Annotated in this window: 17 protein-coding genes and 1 tRNA gene; 13 read left to right on the plus strand and 5 right to left on the minus strand. The window is 67.1% G+C overall.

Annotation, left to right across the window (positions count from 1 at the left end; genetic code table 11):
- Window position 1: 1 nt before the first annotated feature.
- Together V6X73_RS04140 and V6X73_RS04145 are read right to left on the minus strand one after the other, a co-directional pair.
- On the minus strand, window positions 2-2,803 hold the full coding sequence (locus tag V6X73_RS04140) for a valine--tRNA ligase (protein ID WP_367958863.1): 2,802 nt from the start codon (window positions 2,801-2,803) through the stop codon (window positions 2-4).
- Between the two features lie 15 nt (window positions 2,804-2,818).
- Window positions 2,819-3,238, minus strand: coding sequence for a DNA polymerase III subunit chi (locus V6X73_RS04145; protein WP_367981407.1), 420 nt, complete (start codon window positions 3,236-3,238; stop codon window positions 2,819-2,821).
- A gap of 101 nt (window positions 3,239-3,339) precedes the next feature.
- Between V6X73_RS04145 and lptF the strand changes: the two genes are divergently transcribed.
- Together lptF and lptG are read left to right on the plus strand one after the other, a co-directional pair.
- On the plus strand, window positions 3,340-4,437 hold the full coding sequence (lptF, locus tag V6X73_RS04150; protein WP_367958861.1) for an LPS export ABC transporter permease LptF: 1,098 nt from the start codon (window positions 3,340-3,342) through the stop codon (window positions 4,435-4,437).
- On the plus strand, window positions 4,434-5,495 hold the full coding sequence (gene lptG, locus V6X73_RS04155) for an LPS export ABC transporter permease LptG (RefSeq protein WP_367958859.1): 1,062 nt from the start codon (window positions 4,434-4,436) through the stop codon (window positions 5,493-5,495). The genes lptF and lptG overlap by 4 nt, the downstream gene beginning before the upstream one ends.
- Before the next feature lie 9 nt (window positions 5,496-5,504).
- Here lptG and V6X73_RS04160 read toward each other — a convergent pair whose 3' ends face one another.
- Complete coding sequence (locus V6X73_RS04160; RefSeq protein WP_367958858.1) at window positions 5,505-5,936, minus strand: RDD family protein; 432 nt, start codon at window positions 5,934-5,936, stop codon at window positions 5,505-5,507.
- Between the two features lie 48 nt (window positions 5,937-5,984).
- A tRNA-Glu gene (locus V6X73_RS04165) sits at window positions 5,985-6,059 on the minus strand.
- 101 nt (window positions 6,060-6,160) lie between these two features.
- Between V6X73_RS04165 and pcnB the strand changes: the two genes are divergently transcribed.
- From pcnB to pgi, 6 genes are read left to right on the plus strand one after another with little or no spacing between them, the layout of a single operon-like run.
- Window positions 6,161-7,510: a polynucleotide adenylyltransferase PcnB gene (gene pcnB, locus V6X73_RS04170; RefSeq protein WP_367958857.1), complete on the plus strand. Its 1,350-nt coding sequence runs from the start codon at window positions 6,161-6,163 to the stop codon at window positions 7,508-7,510.
- On the plus strand, window positions 7,507-7,998 hold the full coding sequence (folK, locus tag V6X73_RS04175) for a 2-amino-4-hydroxy-6-hydroxymethyldihydropteridine diphosphokinase (protein WP_367958856.1): 492 nt from the start codon (window positions 7,507-7,509) through the stop codon (window positions 7,996-7,998). Before pcnB ends, folK begins: the two co-directional genes overlap by 4 nt.
- A 3-nt stretch (window positions 7,999-8,001) precedes the next feature.
- Complete coding sequence (locus V6X73_RS04180; protein ID WP_367958855.1) at window positions 8,002-8,652, plus strand: deoxynucleoside kinase; 651 nt, start codon at window positions 8,002-8,004, stop codon at window positions 8,650-8,652.
- A 5-nt stretch (window positions 8,653-8,657) separates the two neighbouring features.
- Complete coding sequence (gene panB / locus V6X73_RS04185) at window positions 8,658-9,458, plus strand: 3-methyl-2-oxobutanoate hydroxymethyltransferase (protein ID WP_367958854.1); 801 nt, start codon at window positions 8,658-8,660, stop codon at window positions 9,456-9,458.
- Window positions 9,459-9,461: 3 nt separating this feature from the next.
- Window positions 9,462-10,337 (plus strand): pantoate--beta-alanine ligase, encoded by an 876-nt coding sequence (panC, locus tag V6X73_RS04190; protein WP_367958853.1) that lies wholly within the window; start codon window positions 9,462-9,464, stop codon window positions 10,335-10,337.
- Window positions 10,334-11,920, plus strand: coding sequence for a glucose-6-phosphate isomerase (pgi, locus tag V6X73_RS04195; RefSeq protein WP_367958852.1), 1,587 nt, complete (start codon window positions 10,334-10,336; stop codon window positions 11,918-11,920). Before panC ends, pgi begins: the two co-directional genes overlap by 4 nt.
- 13 nt (window positions 11,921-11,933) lie before the next feature.
- Here the strand turns inward: pgi and queG are convergent, their stop codons facing one another.
- The gene (queG, locus tag V6X73_RS04200) at window positions 11,934-12,998 is read right to left on the minus strand and encodes a tRNA epoxyqueuosine(34) reductase QueG (protein WP_367972240.1); all 1,065 of its coding nucleotides are present in this window, start codon (window positions 12,996-12,998) and stop codon (window positions 11,934-11,936) included.
- Window positions 12,999-13,071: 73 nt separating this feature from the next.
- Here queG and V6X73_RS04205 point away from each other — a divergent pair, with 73 nt between their 5' ends.
- The 5 genes from V6X73_RS04205 (at window position 13,072) to miaA (ending at window position 19,202) form a co-directional block, all read left to right on the plus strand.
- Window positions 13,072-14,544: an NAD(P)H-hydrate dehydratase gene (locus tag V6X73_RS04205; protein ID WP_367958850.1), complete on the plus strand. Its 1,473-nt coding sequence runs from the start codon at window positions 13,072-13,074 to the stop codon at window positions 14,542-14,544.
- Complete coding sequence (gene tsaE, locus V6X73_RS04210; RefSeq protein ID WP_367958849.1) at window positions 14,541-15,026, plus strand: tRNA (adenosine(37)-N6)-threonylcarbamoyltransferase complex ATPase subunit type 1 TsaE; 486 nt, start codon at window positions 14,541-14,543, stop codon at window positions 15,024-15,026. The genes V6X73_RS04205 and tsaE overlap by 4 nt, the downstream gene beginning before the upstream one ends.
- 77 nt (window positions 15,027-15,103) lie before the next feature.
- Window positions 15,104-16,399, plus strand: a complete 1,296-nt coding sequence (locus V6X73_RS04215; RefSeq protein ID WP_367958848.1) for an N-acetylmuramoyl-L-alanine amidase — start codon at window positions 15,104-15,106, stop codon at window positions 16,397-16,399.
- A gap of 41 nt (window positions 16,400-16,440) precedes the next feature.
- Window positions 16,441-18,258 carry a DNA mismatch repair endonuclease MutL gene (gene mutL, locus V6X73_RS04220; RefSeq protein ID WP_367958847.1) on the plus strand — a complete coding sequence of 606 codons (1,818 nt, stop codon included), beginning with the start codon at window positions 16,441-16,443 and terminating at the stop codon, window positions 18,256-18,258.
- Window positions 18,255-19,202 (plus strand): tRNA (adenosine(37)-N6)-dimethylallyltransferase MiaA, encoded by a 948-nt coding sequence (gene miaA / locus V6X73_RS04225; protein WP_367958846.1) that lies wholly within the window; start codon window positions 18,255-18,257, stop codon window positions 19,200-19,202. Before mutL ends, miaA begins: the two co-directional genes overlap by 4 nt.
- Window positions 19,203-19,205: the final 3 nt, after the last annotated feature.

A 19,205-nucleotide genomic window follows, 5' to 3' on the forward strand; every position in this document is an offset into this window, starting at 1 on the left:
TTTAAAGCCGGGCGATGCGGTTGATCTGATCTTCGATCCGGCCGAGGGCCGTCTGGGCCTCGGCAAGCTTGTCCCGCTCTTTTTGCACCACATCGGCGGGCGCCCGGGTGACAAAGCGCTCGTTGCCTAGCTTGCCCTCGGTGCGTTGAATATCGCCAGCAAGCCGGCTGCGCTCTTTCTCCAGTCGGGTGAGCTCTGCATCCTTGTCGATCAGCCCGGCCATCGGGACCCGGATTTCTAGCTGATCGACCAGGGCCAGGGCCGACTCCGGTGCGTTGTCGGCCGCATCCAGCACGGTCACCGACTCAAGGCGTCCGAGAAAATCCAGCGCCGCACGATGGCGTTCGAGCCGGTCAAGATCCTGGGCCGAGGCATTGCCGAGCAGCACCGGCAGGGGTTTGCCCGGGGCGATGTCCATCTCGCCACGGATGCGCCGGATCCCAAGAATGAAACGCTGCAGCCAGTCGATCTCGGCTTCGGCTTCGGGATCCTCCCGGGCGGGCTCGGCCACCGGGAAGGGCTGGGTCATGACCGTCTCGCCGCTGACACCGGCAAGGGGCGCCACCCGCTGCCAGATGGCTTCGGTGACAAAGGGCATGATGGGATGGGCCAGGCGGAGCACTGCCTCGAGCACTGTCACCAGTGTCCGGCGGGTGCCCCGGGCCGCGGCGTCATCGCCGGCGTCCTGGAGCGCGGGTTTGCTGAGCTCCAGATACCAATCGCAGTACTCGTCCCAGATGAACTCGTAAATCGCCTGGGCGGCCTGATCCATGCGATAGCCGGCGATGGCGTCGTTGACGGTCCGCTCGGTTGTCTGCAGCCGTGAGATGATCCACCGCTCGGCGGTGCCCAGGGTCTGTTCACCGCCCGAGGTGCCGCAGTCCTGGCCTTCGGTGTTCATCAGTACGAAACGCGCCGCGTTCCAGAGCTTGTTGCAGAAGTTGCGATAGCCATCGACCCGGCCCATGTCAAAGACGACGTCCCGTCCGGTGGTGGCCAGGCTGGCAAAGGTAAATCGCAGGGCATCGGTGCCGTGGGCCGCAATGCCCTCGGGGAAGGCCTTGCGGGTCTGCTTTTCGATGGCACCCGCCCGCTGGGGCTGCATCAGTCCGGTGGTGCGCTTGGCCACCAGCGATTCGAGATCGATGCCGTCAACAATGTCGATGGGGTCGAGGACATTGCCCTTGGACTTGGACATCTTCGCGCCCTCGGAGTCGCGCACCAGTCCGTGGATGTACACCTCGCGGAACGGCACATCGCCCCGGAACTTGAGCCCCATCATGATCATCCGCGCCACCCAGAAGAAGATGATGTCAAAGCCGGTGACAAGCACGCTGGTGGGGTAGAAGCTGGCGAGCTCTGGCGTCTCGTCCGGCCAGCCCAGGGTCGAGAACGGCCACAGCGCCGAAGAAAACCAGGTATCCAGCACATCCTCGTCTCGGGTAAGGGCGGTGGCCTCGTCCAGGCCGTGGGCCGCGCGCACCGCCTGCTCATCCTCGCCGACATAGACATTGCCGGCCTCGTCGTACCAGGCGGGGATGCGATGGCCCCACCAGAGCTGCCGGCTGATGCACCAGTCCTGGATATCTTCGAGCCAGTTGTAATAGGTCTTCGTCCAGTTCTCGGGCACAAAGCGGATATGGCCCTGTCGGACCGCCTGGATGGCCGGCCGAGTGATCTCGGCCCAGCCGCCGGGCCGGCCATCGGACTGGGTCTCGCGGGTGAGGTCGACAAACCACTGATAGGTCAGATAGGGCTCGATCACCGCCCTGGTGCGGTCACAGCGCGGCACCATCAGCTTATGCGCATCAATGCCCTCGAGCAGGCCCGCCGCCTCGAGGTCGGCGACGATGCGCTCACGCGCCTCGTAGCGGTCCAGGCCCTGGTAGGCGGCCGGGGCATTGGCGTTGACCCGGGCGTCGCCGGTGAAGATATTGATCGGCTCGCAGCCGTGACGGCGGCCGACCTCGTAGTCGTTGAAGTCGTGGGCCGGGGTGATTTTTAGACAGCCCGTGCCGAAACTCGCGTCGACATACTCATCGGCGACGATGGGGATCTCGCGGCCGACCAGGGGCAGCTTGACCCGGCGGCCGATGAGGTGACGGTAGCGCTCGTCCTCGGGGTTCACCGCCACAGCGGTATCCCCCAGCATGGTCTCGGGCCGGGTGGTGGCGACCACCAGGGTCTCGTCACCGTCCGCCAGCGGGTAGCGCAGCCGCCAGATCGAGCCCTGCTCTTCGGCCGACTCCACCTCCAGGTCGGACACGGCGGTTTGCAGCACCGGATCCCAGTTGACCAGGCGCTGGCCGCGATAGATCAGCCCCTCCCGGTAGAGCTGGATGAAGACATCACGGACTGCCGTCGACAGGCCCTCATCCATAGTGAAGCGTTCTCTCGACCAGTCCACCGAGGCCCCGAGACGCCGCATCTGGTTCTGGATGGTGCCGCCGGATTGGGCCTTCCACGCCCAGATCTTGTCGACAAACGCTTCGCGGCCGAGATCGTGGCGGGTCTTGTCCTCGGCGTTGAGCTGGCGCTCGACCACCATCTGCGTGGCGATGCCGGCGTGGTCGGTCCCCGGCTGCCAGAGCGTGTTGTCGCCATGCATCCGGTGGTAACGCACCAGGATATCCATGAGCGTGTCCTGAAAGGCGTGTCCCATGTGAAGGGTGCCGGTCACATTGGGTGGCGGGATCATGATGCAGTAAGGGTTGCCCTTGCCGTCGGGCTGGAAATAGCCCCTCGACTCCCAGGTCTGATACCACTGGGTCTCGATCTGCTGGGGGTTATAGGTCTTGTCCATGGACGCGAAAGGCTCCTAGTGCTCGATGCGATGGGTGCGGGGGTCGATCCCGGCCTGTTGATAGTCGCGGTAGCGTTGCCGCCCGGCCCGGCGGACCGCCTCATCGGCGGTGATGATCTCGGCGATCCGCTCGCGTTCTGACCACTGCGCCGGCAGATCCTCGCCGAGGTTGATCAGCAGCCGCCCGGGCGCCGGATCCGGGTGGATGACGATGGGGTTGTGGCCATCCTGCGAGGATTGGCCATGGGGGATGAAGCTCTCCGGCTCGAACGTCCAGAGGGCCTCATCCAGTCGCTGCGCGCTCGCCTCGTCGGCGGTGCGGATGTGGACATCCAGCCCCTGCTGCCAGGCCCGCGCGGCGAGTCGACAGCAGAAATGCTCGCGGGCGTCATCTCCGCCCCGGTCGAGGATGTAGAAATCGATGCGCGGCATCATCGCCCCGGCAGCTGTACCATATCGGCCCATCAAGGGATGGGCATGGATGTCGTTACATTGCACAAACGCTGGAAGGTTACCGCAGCCGGGCAGGGCGTGTCGTGGGGCTGAACCGCCTGACTCGCTATTTGCTGCGTGAGCTGCTGCTCGCCTGGGCCGCGGTCACGCTGGTGCTGGTGGTGGTTTTGCTGACCAATCGGCTTATTCAGTTCATGGCCGATGCCGCCAGTGGCGAAATCCCGCCGTCGGTCATCTTCACCCTCCTGGGCCTCAAGGCCGCCGCCAATATCGGCGTGGTGCTGCCGGGCAGCTTTTTTCTGGCGGTGGTGCTGGCGCTGGGCCGGCTCTACCGCGACAGCGAGGTCACCGCCATGGCGGGTTGCGGGATCGGCCCGAACCGGATCTATCGGGGGATCTTTGCCCTGGCGGTGCCCCTGGCGCTCGGGGTGGCGGTGCTCACCCTGTCACTGGGGCCGGCGGCGGAACGCCAGGCCGATCGGGTGCTGGCCAATGCCGAGCAGCAGGCCCGCTTTGGCGGGGTTCAACCCGGACGGTTTCTCAATTTTGGCGATCAGACCACGGTCTATGTGGGCCAGCTGGGCGCCGACGGTGGCATGCAGGGCCTGTTCGCCGAGCGGCGCGTGGATGGGCAGTGGCAGATCTGGGTGGCCGAAGGGGGGCGACGGGTCGCCAACGCCCTTGGGCCCGGCGAGTTTCTGGTGCTCGACAACGGCTGGCGGTATGACGGCAATCCCGGCGAGGCTGCCTGGCGGGTGATGGAATATGCTGAGCATGGCATTCGCGTGGCGATGCCGGCGCCGGTCGAGCCGGGGGTTGGCATGGACAGCCGCGGCGCGACGGCATTGATCGAGCAGGCCGATGCGGCGGCCTGGGCGGAGTTGCAGCGTCGCCTGTCGCCGGCGGTAATGCTGCTGGTGCTGGCCCTCGCCGGTCTGCCCCTGGCCCAGTCGGCGCCCCGCAGCGGGCGATTCGGCCGGGTGGTCATCGCCGTGCTTGTGTTCATGATCTATTTCAACCTCATCTATACCGCAGCGGACTGGCTCGAGTCCGGTCGGGTGGGGCTGCTGGGCGGCCCGGTCTGGGTGCACGGGTTGGCGTTGTTGATCACCGTAGCGGCGGTGGTCGTGCGCCTTGGGGTGAGCCCGCTGCGGCGCTGGCAGCCGGGGGCGGCAGGGTGACGCGGGTGGATCGCTACATCGCCACCACGGTGGCCGCCGGTGCCCTCGCCGGGTTGCTGGTCATTGTTTGTCTGAGTTTTGTCTTTGAGTTCATTGATGAGGCGGATGACATTGGCCGCGGTGGCTATACCTTTGCCACCGCCATGCTGGTGGTGGCCTTATCCATGGTGCAACGCGCCTACGAGGCATTCCCCATGGCAACGCTGATCGGTGCACTGGTCAGTCTGGGTGGGCTTGCTGCGCGCAGCGAGCTCGTGGCCATGCGTGCCCTTGGCTTTTCGGTCGGGCGTGTCGCTCGGGCGGTGGTGGTCGCCGGTGTGCTGCTTGCGTTGCTGGCCGCGGCGATGGGCGAGTGGGTGGCGCCGGCAGCTAGCCGACTGGCTCAGCAGCTGCAGACAGAAGCCCGGGGCGGGCCGGTGGGCACCCTGGGGCAGGGGATATGGGCCCGGGATGGCGAATACCGGCTGCGGGCCGAGCGGGTGCCGCAGGCTGACCGGCTCGATGGCGTTCGTGCCTACCGTATCCGTGACAACCGATTGGCCGAGATCATCACCGCGCCCCGGGCGAACTACGAGAACGGCGCCTGGCGGTTGCCCGAGGCAACGGTGACGCGGTTTCGATCGGCTGGCGGCGTTGAGCTGCGACAAGTCTCATCCCTGCACCTGGGCGGGGCGTTGACGCCGGAGGCGCTCGAGGTGGTGGTGGTCGAACCGGACACCCTCTCGGGCAGGGATTTGCTCGAGTACGTGGGCTATCTCGAGCGCAATAACCTCGACAGTGACCGGTATCGACTGGCGCTGTGGGTCAAGCTGGCGACACCCCTTGCCACGGTGGTGATGCTGTTGCTGACGGTGCCGCTGGTGTTTGGCTCGCAACGCAGCGCCGGCGTGGGCCAGCAGGTCTTTCTGGGGGTGTTGATCGGCCTGGCGTTTTTCCTGCTCAATCGGTTCATCGGCAACGCGGCGCTGATCTACGGGCTGCCGCCGGCGGTCAGTGCGCTGGCGCCGACGGTGGTGTTTCTGGCCATCGCGCTTTTCACCCTGCGCCGGGTTCGCTGAGCGCTCGGGTTAGGGACGCTTGGGATCGAGATAGAGATAGGTCCGCGAGAGCCGGTCATGCCAGGTCAGTCCCTGACGGTCGAAAAGCGCCCAGAGAAACCCGGCCCCCGCCGGCAGCCACGAGAGCAAAGCGGCAAAAAACCGGTTGCTGGCCCCCACCAGCCCCACCTTCTGGCCGTTGGCATCAATCAGCCGCATCCGCCAGGCCTGCAGTCCCAGGGTTCGGCCGCCCCACACCCAGAAGCCGACAAAGAATACGAAAGACACCCCCAGCAGATAGAGCCGGAAGAATGCATCGCCGGGCGCGGCGGCATTGCCACCGTGCAGGGCAATCCACGCGGCGCCGGCGCCCATCCACAGCGCGATCAACAGCATGCCGTCATAGAGCACGGCGGCCAGGCGGCGCAGCAGACTGGGGCGGTTTTCGTCGGGCAGATTCATCCCGCGATTCTAGATCCTGTGGCGGGGAAAGGGTAGCGGCTTGGGTGATGGCGCTCCCACGGGGATTTGAACCCCGGTTTCCGCCTTGAGAGGGCGGCGTCCTCACCACTAGACGATGGGAGCGTTGTCGTTTGGCCGGCGTTTTTGACCGCCGATCGGCGCGCCAGACAAGGGCTGGTATTATACGGGCTGCAACCCACCGCACAAGAGGCGACTGCCGCTCCGTGAGTGATCCGCAACCACAATCCATCGAACCCGCCATCATCCCGCGCGACCAGCACGTCATCTCGCGGTCACAGATTAGCGACAAGGCCCTGACCGTACTCTATCGGCTCAAAAGCGCCGGCTACGGGGCCTATCTGGTGGGCGGTGGCGTCCGTGATCTCTCGCTGGGCCGGGAGCCGAAGGATTTTGATGTCGCCACTGACGCCACGCCCGATGAAGTCAAGGCGCTTTTCCGCAATTGCCGGCTGATCGGGCGCCGCTTTCGGCTCGCCCACGTCCACTGGGGCCCCGAGATCATCGAGGTGGCCACCTTTCGGGCGCTGACCCCGCCCGATGGCGATACCGACAGCGACCGGGTGACCGAGGACGGCATGATCGTGCGCGACAACGTCTACGGCACCATCGAGGAAGACGCACTGCGGCGCGATTTCACCATCAATGCGCTTTACTACAATATCGCCGATTTCACGGTGGTGGACTACGCCGGCGGCATGGAGGACATCAAAGCCGGTCGCCTGCGACTGATCGGTGACCCGGCGGTGCGGTACCGGGAGGATCCGGTGCGGATGCTCCGGGCGGTGCGCTTTGCCGCCAAGCTCGGCTTTGCCATCGACACCGCCACGGCCGAGCCGATCCCCTGGATGGCCGAGCTTCTGGACGATATCCCTCCGGCGCGGCTTTTTGATGAGGTGCTCAAGCTCTTCATGGCCGGCCAGGGGGTGGAGACCTTCGAGACGCTTCGCCAGCACGGGCTTTTTCGCTATCTGTTTCCGGCCTCGGATACGGCCCTCGATGATGATGAACACGGGCAGTTTGTCACCTTCATCGCCCGAGCGCTCGAGAGCACCGACAAACGGGTCAACGAAGAACGCCCGGTGACCCCGGCGTTTTTGTTTGCCGCGCTCATCTGGCCGGCGATCCTCGCGCAACTGCCCGGCGGCCGGTTGCAGTCACAGATCAACCGTGAGCTCTTCGAGCAGGCCGTCACCGAGGCCCTCGAGCGCCAGCTGCGGCAGGTGGCCATTCCCAAGCGCTTCTCGCAGCCGATGCGCGAGATCTGGGCGCTGCAACCGCGCTTTGATACCCGCTCCGAGAAAAAGGCCAAACGGCTTTTTGCCCATCCGCGTTTTCGCGCTGCCTATGATTTCCTGCTGCTACGTGGTGAGGCCGGGCTGGCCGACAAGGCGTTGGTGGAATGGTGGCGTGAATACACCACCAGCAGCCCCGACGCCCCGCCGCCCACACCGGCGAGGCGGCGTCGGCGGGGTGGCAAACGCCGGCGGGGCGGCCATGCCGGCGACGCCAATGCGGCGCCGTCCGATTCGGCCGTGGAGTCTGGCGGCGAGTGACCCCCAGCGTTGATGCCTTTGTCGGGATCGGCAGCAATCTGGACGATCCCGCCGCCCAGGTCCGTCGGGCCATTGTGGCGCTGGATGGTATTGGCGAGAGCCGCTGCCATGTTGCCTCCGGTCTCTACCGTAACCCGCCCATGGGGCCGGCCGATCAGCCGGACTACATCAATGCGGTAGCCTGGCTGCGGACCGGGCTTTCGCCGCTCGAGCTGTTGGCGGCGTTGCAGGCCATCGAAGCGGATGCCGGCCGCCGTCGCCAGGGGCCACGCTGGGGGCCGCGGCCGCTGGATCTGGATCTGCTCGTCTATGGGCAGCGGGTCATCGATACACCGGATCTGCAGGTGCCTCATCCGGGCGTCACCGAACGCGCCTTTGTCCTGTATCCTTTCAGCGAAATCGACCCGCACCGCATAATCCCGGGCGAGGGCAGCGTCGAGGCGTTGGCCGGGGCGGTAGATGGCGGTGCGTTACAGGCAATCGGGTAGGGCATGACGGACAGGGCGCTGGACTATGTGGTGGTCGAGGGGCCGATCGGGGTGGGCAAGTCGCGGCTGGCCGAGCAGCTTGCCGAGCGCATGAACGCCCAGCCGCTGCTCGAGCGAAGCCAGGAAAACCCCTTTCTCGAGCGCTTTTATCGCAACCCTCGCGAGGGCGCCTTCCCGACACAGCTGTTTTTTTTGATGCAGCGTGCCGAGATGCTCTCGGGACTGCGCCAGAGCGATCTGTTCCAGCCCCGGGTGGTCTCGGACTTTCTCTTTGCCAAGGATCGGCTTTTTGCCCAGCTCAACCTCGACAGCCACGAGTTCGACCTCTATGACCGGGTCTGGCAGACCCTCGCGCCCAGCGTGCCGGCGCCGGATCTGGTGGTCTATCTCCAGGCCCCGGTCGAGGTCCTCCAGGGCCGGCTCAAACGGCACGCCAAAGGGCCCGAGGCGCGGCTCGATAGTGACTATCTGGAGCGTCTGGCCGGCGCCTATGTGGATTTTTTCCACCACTACAGCGACGCCCCGGTGTTGATCGTCAACAGCGCCGGGCTCGACCCGCTTGGCAGCGAGGCCCATCTGGAGATGCTGCTCGAGGAGATGGGCCGGGCGCGCAGCGGACGGCATTACTTCAACCCGGACAAAAGCGTACTCTAAGAGCCATGAGCAAACGCCTGAGCCTGACCCGATTGCGGCGCATGAAAGCCGATGGCGAGCCCATCGTGGCGTTGACCGCCTACGACTACAGCTTTGCCCGGGCGGTGGACGCCGCCGGCATCGATCTGGTGCTGGTCGGCGATTCGCTGGGCATGGTGGTACAGGGTCATGCGGGCACCATGCCGGTGACCGTCGCCGAGATGGCCTACCACACCCGCTGTGTCGCCCGGGGGCTGTCGCGGGCCTATCTAATGGTGGATCTGCCTTTTCTCAGCGACTACGACGAGCGCAGCGCGCTGGAGAGCGCGGCGGTGTTGATCAAAGAGGGCGGCGCGGACATGGTCAAGGTCGAGGCAACCGCCGAGCAGGCGCCCATCGTCGCAGCGCTCTCCCGCGCCGGTGTACCGGTGTGTGCGCATTTCGGGCTGCGACCGCAACGGGTCGGACAGCTGGGCGGCTATCGGGTCCAGGGCCGTGGCGACGATGGCGCGGCACAGTTGTGCGAGGACGCCCGCGCGCTGGAGGCCGCCGGTGCCGACATGCTGCTGGTCGAGTGCGTTTCGGCGAAGGCGGCGCGGGCTGTCCAGGCGCAGTGCCAGACGCCGCTCATCGGCATCGGCGCGGGTAGCGATTGTGACGGGCAGATCCTGGTCCTCCAGGACATGCTCGGCATCACGCCCGGTCAGCCGCCCAGTTTCAGTCATGACTTCATGGCCGATGCCGGCACCATCCCCGGTGCCCTCAGTGCCTATGCCGAGGCGGTGCGCGCCAGACGCTTTCCGGGACCCGAACACGGGTTCGATTGATCCATGCAGACGGTCGAGGCCATTGCGCCGCTGCGCGAGCAGGTCGCCGCCTGGCGTCGGGCGGGAGAGTGCATTGGGTTTGTGCCCACCATGGGGAATCTGCATGGCGGCCATCTCGCGCTGGTGGACGAGGCCCGGGCCCGCAGCGATCGAGTCGTTGCCAGCATCTTCGTCAATCCCACCCAGTTCGGACCGGACGAGGACTACGAAAACTACCCCCGGACCTGGGAGGCGGACTGTGCGGCGCTCGAAGCCCATGGCACCGATCTGGTGTTCGCCCCCGCGGTCGATGCCATCTACCCCGAAGGCCCGCAGTTGCGCACTCGGGTCGACGTGCCGGCGCTCAATGCCATCCTCTGCGGCGCCTCTCGGCCCGGTCACTTTACCGGTGTGGCGACCGTGGTCACCAAACTGCTCAACATCGTCCAGCCCGATCTGGCGGTGTTCGGTCGCAAGGATTACCAGCAGCTTATGGTCATCCGCCAACTAGTCGCCGACCTCAGTCTGCCGGTGGAGATCGTCGGCGGCGCCATTGCCCGCGAGCCCAGCGGCCTTGCCATGAGCAGCCGCAACGCTTATCTCACGCAGGCCCAGCGGGCCCGGGCGCCGGCGCTTTACGCCACGCTCCAGGATCTGGCGGATCGATTGCTGGCCGGCGACCACCGGCTCGGCCGGTTGATCGACCAGGCCAAGCAGCAGTTGATCAATGCGGGGCTCGAACCGGATTATCTCGAGATCCGGCGAGCCGATGATCTCACGCCCGCCGGCGCCGGGGATCAGTCGCTGATCATCCCGGCGGCGGTCTATCTGGGTCGGGCGCGGCTGATTGATAACATCCCGGTGAGCCTGCCGGCGCCGGGGCTGAAGGGGGTGTCATGAAGGCATTGAAGGCAACGCCAGCCTGGCAGGCGCTGCTCGATGAGCGCGCATCCATCGAGGCGCGATCCATTGCCGGTTTGTTTGATGATGACCCGCAGCGCTTCGAGGCGTTTTCCATCGAACTCGATGGGCTTTTGCTCGACTACAGCAAACAGCCCCTCACCCGGGCGACACGCGATGCGCTGCTGACCCTCGCCGAGGCCCGGGATGTCGCCGGGCAGCGTGACCGGATGTTGGCCGGCGAGTCGATCAACACCAGCGAGGGCCGCGCCGCGCTGCACACTGCCCTGCGTGTGCCGGACGGGGCCGCGGGTTGGGCGGACGCGGCCACCACCCGGGCGGTGGCCAGCGCCCGGCGGCAGATGCACGAGATGGCCGATGCGGTGAGGACGCAGTGCCGCACCGGCGCCACCGGTGAGCCCATCGAGCATGTCATCAACATTGGCATCGGCGGCTCCGATCTGGGCCCGCGCCTGGTGCTCGAGGCCCTGGCACCGATCGCCGACGGGCCGGCCGTGCATTTTGTCGCCAACCTCGATGGCGTCGAACTTGAACGGACTCTGGCGCGTTGCAACCCGGCCCGGACCCTGGTGCTGGTGGTCTCGAAGAGCTTCGGGACGGCCGAGACCATGGCCAACGCCCACGAGGTCATGGCCTGGCTGCGGCGGCGCGTGCCGGCGGATGATGTGCTCGAGCAGCAGGTCATCCCCATCACCGCCAATCTGGACCGGGTTCGCGCGCTGGGGCTTGATCCGGCGGCGGCCCTGCCGATGTGGGATTGGGTCGGAGGGCGCTATTCGCTGTGGTCGGCGGTCGGCCTTGCCATCATGATGGGGATTGGCCCGGCGGGCTTTGATGCGCTGCTGGGTGGAGCCCATGGCATGGATCGCCACTTTGCCGAGGCGCCGCCGGCGTCGAACATGCCCTTGATGCTGGGGCTTGTCTCGGTGTTAAACGGCACGCTGCTCGGCCGGCGGAGCCAGGCCGTGGTGCCGTACACCGAGCGACTCGGCCGACTCTGCGCCTATCTCCAGCAGCTCGTGATGGAGAGCAACGGCAAGTCCGTCGACCGTGAGGGCGGGGCCATCGAGCAGCCCACGGCGGCAGCCATCTGGGGGCAGACCGGCACACCGGGCCAGCACGCCTTCTTCCAGGCACTGCATCAGGGCACTGACATCGTCCCGGTGGATTTTATCGGGGTGGCCCGGCCCGTCGCCGGCGAGCACGGCGACCCCCTCGAGCTCACCGCCAACCTGTTCGCCCAGAGCCAGGCGCTGATGCTCGGCCGCGCCGAGGCGGGTATCGATGCGGCCCGCCGCTGCCCGGGCAATCGGCCCAGCAACACCCTGTTGCTCGACTCGCTGACACCGGCGCGGTTGGGGGCGCTGATCGCGCTCTACGAGCACCGCACCTTTGTCGAGGCCGCCATCTGGGGGATTAACGCGTTTGATCAGTTCGGGGTCGAGCTGGGCAAGGGCCTGGCCCGGGATCTCAAACCCCTCATCGCTGGCGGTCAGGCGGCGGACGGGGTGGATGGCTCCACCGCCGGGCTGGTGGGCTGCTATCGACGGTGGCGGCGCTAGGCGGTCATTACAATCAGCGGCTTTGCGCCGCGCCGCCGGGCTGCAGCCGCTCCAGTGCCCAGACGACGTGCTCGCGCACCAGTGGATGTGGATGGCCGAGCCGGGCTTTCAACGCGGTGATGGCCTGTGGATCGGCCGGGCCATTGCCAAGCGCCACCGCGAGGTTACGCAACCAGCGCGCGTGCCCCAGACGGCGAATGGCCGAGCCCTCGGTGCGGCGTAAAAAGGTCGTTTCATCCCAGTCAAAAAGCGCCACCAGCGAGGCGGTCTCGAGCCCGTGCCGGGGGTGGAAATCCGCCTCGTCGGTGGGCTGGGCGTAGCGGTTCCAGGGGCAGACGGCCTGGCAGTCGTCGCAGCCGAATACCCGGTTGCCGATGGCCGGACGCAGGTCCTCCGGGATGCTGCCCTCATGCTCGATGGTCAGATAGGAGATACAGCGTCGGGCATCGAGCTGCCTTGGGCCGGTGATGGCCCGGGTCGGGCAGATGTCGATGCACGCCCGGCAGCTGCCGCACAGATCCTCGGTGACCGGTCTGTCCTCGGGCAATGGCAGATCGGTGAAAAGCTCGCCGAGGAAGAAATATGAGCCGGCATGGCGGTTGAGCAGCAGGGTGTTCTTGCCGATCCAGCCCAGTCCGGCATTCCGGCCCAGGGCCTTCTCCAGCACCGGCCCGCTGTCGACGAACACCCGGTAGCCGAATGCGCCGACCGTCGCCTCGATGCGCTCGGCGAGGCGTTGCAGACGCTTGCGCATGAGCTTGTGGTAGTCCCGCCCCAGTGCATAGCGGGCGATGAATGCCCGTCGGCCATCGGCGAGGATTTGATCATCCGCCTCGAGGTCGGGCGGGCGGTAGTCCATGCGCACGCTGATGACCCGCACCGTGCCGGGGACCAGGCGCTCGGGCCGGGCCCGTTTGACGCCATGCCGGCCCATCCAGCGCATGGTGCCGTGGCGGCCATCCTGCAGCCAGCGCAGCAGATGGGCTTCGTCCTCGGCCAGCGCCGGCCGGGCGATGCCCAGCTCGTCGAACCCCAGCGCATCCGCCCATTGCCGGATATCGTCGCTGAGGCGATGCATGTCGGCGGTGCCATCCATGGCGGCATTGTAACGAGTCCCGGCCGGTGATCGGCAGAGCCGTTATAATCACGCCATGAGCGAATTGCCCCAAGCCCTGTATACACCCGAGCAGGTCCGCGAACTCGACCGGCGGGCCATCGAGGACCACGCCATCCCCGGCGGCGTGCTCATGGCCCGCGCCGGCCGGGCCGCCTGGCGTTTGATCCGGCAACGTTTTCCCGATGCCCGGCGGCTTTTGGTGCTCTGCGGCGGCGGTAACAACGGCGGCGATGGGTATGTCATTGCCCGGCACGCCGCCGAGGCCGGTCTGGCGGTGACGCTTTGTCCGTTCGCTGAGTCATCGGCGCTCGGCGGTGATGCGCGCCGAACCGCCGACCAGGCGCTCACGGCTATCTCGCCGACGCCATTTACCTCGCAATGCCTGGCCGAGACGGATCTGGTCGTCGATGCCCTCTTGGGCACCGGGCTCGATCGGCCGGTGAGCGGGCCGATGGCCGATGCCATCGAGGCGGTCAATGCAAGCCCTTGTCCCGTGGTGGCGGTGGATGTGCCTTCCGGCCTCAATGCCCGGACCGGGCAGGTCATGGGGGTGGCGATCGGGGCGGCGCTGACGCCGACTTTCATCGGCCTCAAGCAGGGGCTTTTTACCGGTCAGGCCGCGGACTGTGTCGGCGAGGTGGTCTTTGACGATCTTCACGTCCCGGCGGCGGTGTATGACGGTATCGAGCCGCCGGCGCAACGGCTCGGCCCGACAGCCCTCGCCGGCGCGTTGCCACGGCGGCCGCGCACGGCGCACAAGGGCGCGTTCGGGCATGTGCTGGTGATCGGCGGCGACCATGGCATGGGCGGCGCGGTGCGCATTGCCGCCGAGGCGGCGGCCCGCAGCGGAGCCGGCCTGACCAGTGTCGCCACGCGAGCGGGGCATGTGCCCGCCCTCATCGGGGCACGGCCCGAGCTCATGGTGCACGGGCTCGAGCAGCCCGGCGATCTGTCTTTGCTGCGCTCGCGGGCCGATGTCCTCGCGGTGGGGCCGGGGCTGGGTCAAGCCGAGTGGGGGCGGGCGGTGTTCGAGGCGGCCCGTGATGGCGACCGGCCACTGGTCGTCGATGCCGATGGGCTCAACTGGCTTGCCCGGGCGCCGGAGCGACGTGACGATTGGGTGCTCACTCCGCATCCTGGCGAGGCGGCACGGCTTCTGGATACGGATGTCGCGGCCATCAATCGCGACCGCTTTGCCGCGGTGCGGGCGATTGCCGATCAATATGGCGGCGTGGCGGTGCTCAAGGGCGCCGGCACCCTGATCAGCGACGGCCGGGGTTGCGACGTCTGTACCGAGGGCAATCCGGGCATGGCAAGCGGCGGTATGGGGGATGCGCTGACCGGTGTGATCGCCGGCCTGCTTGCCCAGGGGCTGACGCCTGCGGCCGCTGCCAGTCGGGGGGTTGTCGCACACGCCCGGGCGGCGGACCGGGCGGCGGTGGATGGCGAACGCGGCCTGCTCGCCGGCGATGTGCTCGAGGCATTGCGCGGGGTGGTCAACCCATGAGCCCGATGGTCGTCGATCTGCCGGACGAGACCGCCACTCGGGCGCTCGCCGGGGCGATTGCCGCGATCCGTCCACGCCATGGGGTCGTTCACCTTGAGGGTGACCTGGGCGCCGGCAAGACCACCTGGGTCCGCGGCTTTCTGCAGTCGGCCGGCCATGATGGCCCGGTGCGCAGTCCCACCTATACCCTGATCGAGCCCTACGCACTTGGTGATGAGCGGTTGTTCCACCTGGATCTTTACCGATTGAGCGATCCCGAAGAACTCGAGTTCATCGGCCTGCGCGAGTTGCTGGACGATGGATTGCTGCTGGTGGAGTGGCCCGATCGCGGCCAGGGGGTGCTGCCACCGCCGAGCCTGCGGGTGCAGCTGGCGGTGGTCGGCCACGGACGTCGTGCCCGGCTGGATGCCAGACCGGATGAGTGGACGGGGTTGGCGGCCATCCTTGAGACATTGAAAGAGAAGATCGCGCTATCTAGCTAATCGGCCGGTTTTTTATTGAAATCTTCGAGTGCCTGTGGCGTACTGTCCGCCAAGCAAGGGTTGGAGGTAGCAACGGGATGCGCAGGCTGGCCGGCTTAGTTTGCGGGCTTTTCATGGTCGTCACCGCCCAAGCCGGGGTGGTGGTCGAAGAGGTGCGGACCTGGAATGGTCCGGATCACACCCGGGTGGTGTTTGATCTCTCCGGCCCGGCCGAGCATCACATGTTTACCCTCGACAACCCGCAGCGCGTGGTGGTTGACCTGGGTGCCGATGTGCCGGCCGATGCGGTCGACGCGATCCGTGACGAGGGGCCCATTGCCCGGATACGGACCGGCGAGCGGGGCGACAGGACCCGGGTGGTGCTGGATTTGGCCCGGGCGGTGGACCCCGAGGCGTTCACCATCCGCCCCAACCAGACCTATGGCCACCGCCTGGTGGTGGATCTGAACAAGCCCGGAGGCGGCGCGGCGGCCCCGGCCAACGACAGCCAGAGCACGGATGAACGCGGGCCGGTGATGACTGCCCCGGATGATGGCGAGTTCGTGGTGGCCATCGACGCCGGCCACGGCGGCGAGGATCCCGGTGCCATTGGCGCGTCGGGGACCCATGAAAAGGACATCGTCCTGGCGGTGGCCAAGAAGCTGGCACGACGGGTCAACGACATCAACGGCCTGCGGGCGGTGCTGATCCGCGACGGCGACTACTACATCGGTCTGCGCGAGCGCACCCGAAAGGCGAGGGCCGCCGAGGCGGATCTTTTTGTCTCGCTGCACGCCGACGCCTTCACCGACCGCCGGGTCAAGGGCTCCTCGGTCTTTGTGCTGTCACGAAACGGGGCTTCGAGCGAGATGGCCCGTATGGTGGCGCGGCGCGAGAACCAGGCCGATCGCATTGGCGGGGTCTCGCTGCAGGACAAGGACGAAGAGCTGGCCTCGGTGTTGGTGGATCTCTCCCGCGCCCACACCGTCGAGGAGAGCGTCGGGCTTGCCCAGGTGCTGCTGCGCGAGCTGGATGCCCTGGGCGATGTCCACGGCGGGCGAGTCGAGAAGGCCGGGTTCGCTGTTTTGAAATCGCTCGACATGCCATCGGTGCTGGTCGAGCTGGCCTTCATCTCCAACCCCGATGAGGAGCGACGGCTGCGCTCGCGGGATTATCAGCGCCAGCTGGCGGACGGTCTGGTCCACGGGATTCGCGAGTATGTCGCCGCAACCCGTCCCGATCTCGCCCTCGAGGCGGACCAGTACACGGTGCGCAATGGCGATACCCTCTCGCAGATCGCGCATCGGCATGCGGTTTCGGTCAGCGAGCTACGGCGCGCCAATGACCTGGGGGGTGATGTGATCATGGCCGGCCGGACGCTGCGCATTCCCTGACTGGCTTTCCCCGTCGCCCCCGGCGGCGTCATAATCCGCGCATGACCATACGTCTTCTGCCACCGGCGCTCGTCAACCAGATCGCGGCCGGCGAAATCATCGAGCGACCCGCCTCGGTGCTCAAAGAGCTGCTCGAAAATGCCCTGGATGCCGGGGCCAGGGCGATCCAGGTCGATGTCGAGGCCGGCGGTCTGCGCTTGATTCGGGTCAGGGATGATGGCCGCGGCATGGACGCCGATGACCTTCGTCTGGCGGTCCAGTCCCACGCCACCAGTAAGATCGCCGAGCTGGATGACCTCGAGCATATCGCCACCCTGGGGTTTCGTGGCGAGGCGCTGCCGAGCATCGCCTCGGTGGCGGATCTGACCATCACCTCGCGCCCCGCCGGGGCAGAACACGGCCATCGTATGGCCGGCCAGCCGAATGCCGTGCCGGCACCGGCGCCCCATCCGGTCGGGACCACCGTGGCGGTGGCTGATCTGTTCCATCATGTCCCGGCGCGGCGCAAGTTTCTGCGCACCGAGCGCACCGAACTGCGCCACATCCAGGAACTGCTCCGCCGGGTGGCACTGGGCCGGCCCGAGGTCGCCTTTCGGTTGACCCACAACGACCGCGAGCTTGTCAATCTGCCCGCCCTGGCACCGGATCAGGCCGTCACCCGGGTGCGGCATCTGATGGGGGCGGCTTTTGTCGACGGCGCCCTGGCCATGGATGCCGAAGCCGCCGGTCTGCGGCTGCACGGCTGGCTGGGTCTGCCCACCGCCGCCCGCGGGCAACCGGATCTTCAGTATGTCTATCTCAACGGCCGCATGATCCGGGATCGGCTGGTCACCCAGGCGTTGCGTCGTGCCTACGCCGATGTGCTTTTCAAGGACCGTTTCCCGGCCTATCTCGTCCATCTGCAGATGGATCCGGCCCAGGTGGACGTCAATGTCCACCCAACCAAACACGAGGTGCGGTTCCGCGACGCAAGACTGGTGTTCGACTTCCTGCAGAGGCAGGCCGCACGGGCCCTGGCCCATGGGGGTGCCGCCGCGCCCGTCGCACCGACCAGGCCGCCGGCCGGGGCCGCCGTTGCCGGGTCGTGGCAACACGCTGAACCACCATCGGCCCGGCGGGGCGCTCCGGCCGCGCCGACCGGGTCAAGCGCCGCGCTGGATCTGCCGCTGGCCGAGGCGAGGGCGGTCTATGGCGACACCCGCTCAGCCGCCGATATCCCGGCGCCGTCCGATCGCGAAGCCGCTCCGGCTGACCGGGCAGATCAGCAAGCGCGGCTGCCGCGTCTTGGGCGGGCCCTGGGCCAGATCCACGGCGTCTATCTGCTTGCCGAGTCGGTCAATGGCCTGATCCTGGTGGATATGCATGCCGCCCACGAACGCATCGTCTATGAGCGGCTCAAGGCGCAGTACGCCAGCCAGGCGATCGCCCGCCAGCCGCTGCTGGTGCCGGTGACGGTGGCGGTCACGCCGGCCGAGGCGGATCTGGTCGAGGCGCAGCAGCCGCTGCTCGAGGGCATCGGGCTGGATGTCGATCGTACCGGCCCCGAGCAGGTCAGGCTGCGTGGTCTGCCGGCGTTGCTGGCGCAGGCCGATGGTGAGGCGTTGCTGCGGGACGTGCTCGCTGACCTGCGTCAGGCCGGTGGCAGTGACGCGGTGGATGATCGCCTGGCCCGGCTGCTCGGGACCATGGGCTGTCACGGTTCGGTCCGGGCCAACCGCCAGCTCACCCTCGCCGAGCAGGAGGGGCTGCTGCGCGATATGGAGCAAACCGCCAACATCGATCAGTGCAACCACGGCCGGCCGACCTGGGTCGAGCTGGATACCGCGGCACTGGATCGGCTTTTTCTGCGCGGCCGATGAGCGAATCAATCCGTGCCGGCGGGCCGGTGATCTGCCTGATGGGCCCCACCGCATCCGGCAAAACGGACCTGGCGCTGGGGCTCCATGCCCTGGGTGGGGTGGATATCATCAGTGTCGATTCGGCCATGGTCTATCGCGGCATGGACATTGGCACCGCCAAGCCATCGGCCTCGGTTCGGGCCCGTATCCCCCATGCCCTGGTGGATATCCGCGATCCGGCGCAACCCTACTCGGCGGCCGAATTCCTCAACGATGCCCGGGCGTGCATCGCCGACAGCCATGCCGCGGGCCGGTTGCCGCTGCTTGTCGGCGGGACCATGCTCTACTTTCGGGCCCTCAGTCAGGGCCTCTCGCCGTTGCCCGCCGCCGATGCGGGGCTGCGCGCCCGGCTCGAGGCTCAGGCCAGCCAGGCGGGCTGGCCGGCAATGCACCGTCGACTGGCCGAGGTGGATCCGGAGACGGCGTCGCGGCTCCATCCCAATGATGCACAACGCATCCAACGCGCCCTCGAGGTCCATGCCCTTACCGGGCAACCCCTCAGTCGGTTGCAGCGCGAGCCGGCGGCGGAACCCAGTCACAATGGCCTGGTCAAAGTGGCTGTATACCCGGGAGACCGGGCCGAATTGCATCGACGCATCGAGCAGCGTTTCGAGCAGATGCTCGCGCAGGGCTTTATCGAAGAGGTCGAGCAGTTACGGGCCCGGGCGGATTTGCACCGCGATCTGCCGGCGATGCGCTCGGTCGGCTACCGCCAGGTATGGGATTACCTGGAGGGCATGATCCGCCCGGATGAGCTCGCCTATCGCGGTGTGGTGGCGACCCGGCAGTTCGCCCGGCGACAGCTCACCTGGCTGCGGCGGGAAGACAATCTGGTCTGGCTGGATAGTACCGATGCCGCGGTGCACGATCAGCTTCGGCAGCGGGTCGACGACATGCTACCGTAGGGT

Origin of the sequence: Spiribacter pallidus, from assembly GCF_040838495.1 — a bacterium.
Taxonomy (GTDB): domain Bacteria; phylum Pseudomonadota; class Gammaproteobacteria; order Nitrococcales; family Nitrococcaceae; genus Spiribacter; species Spiribacter pallidus.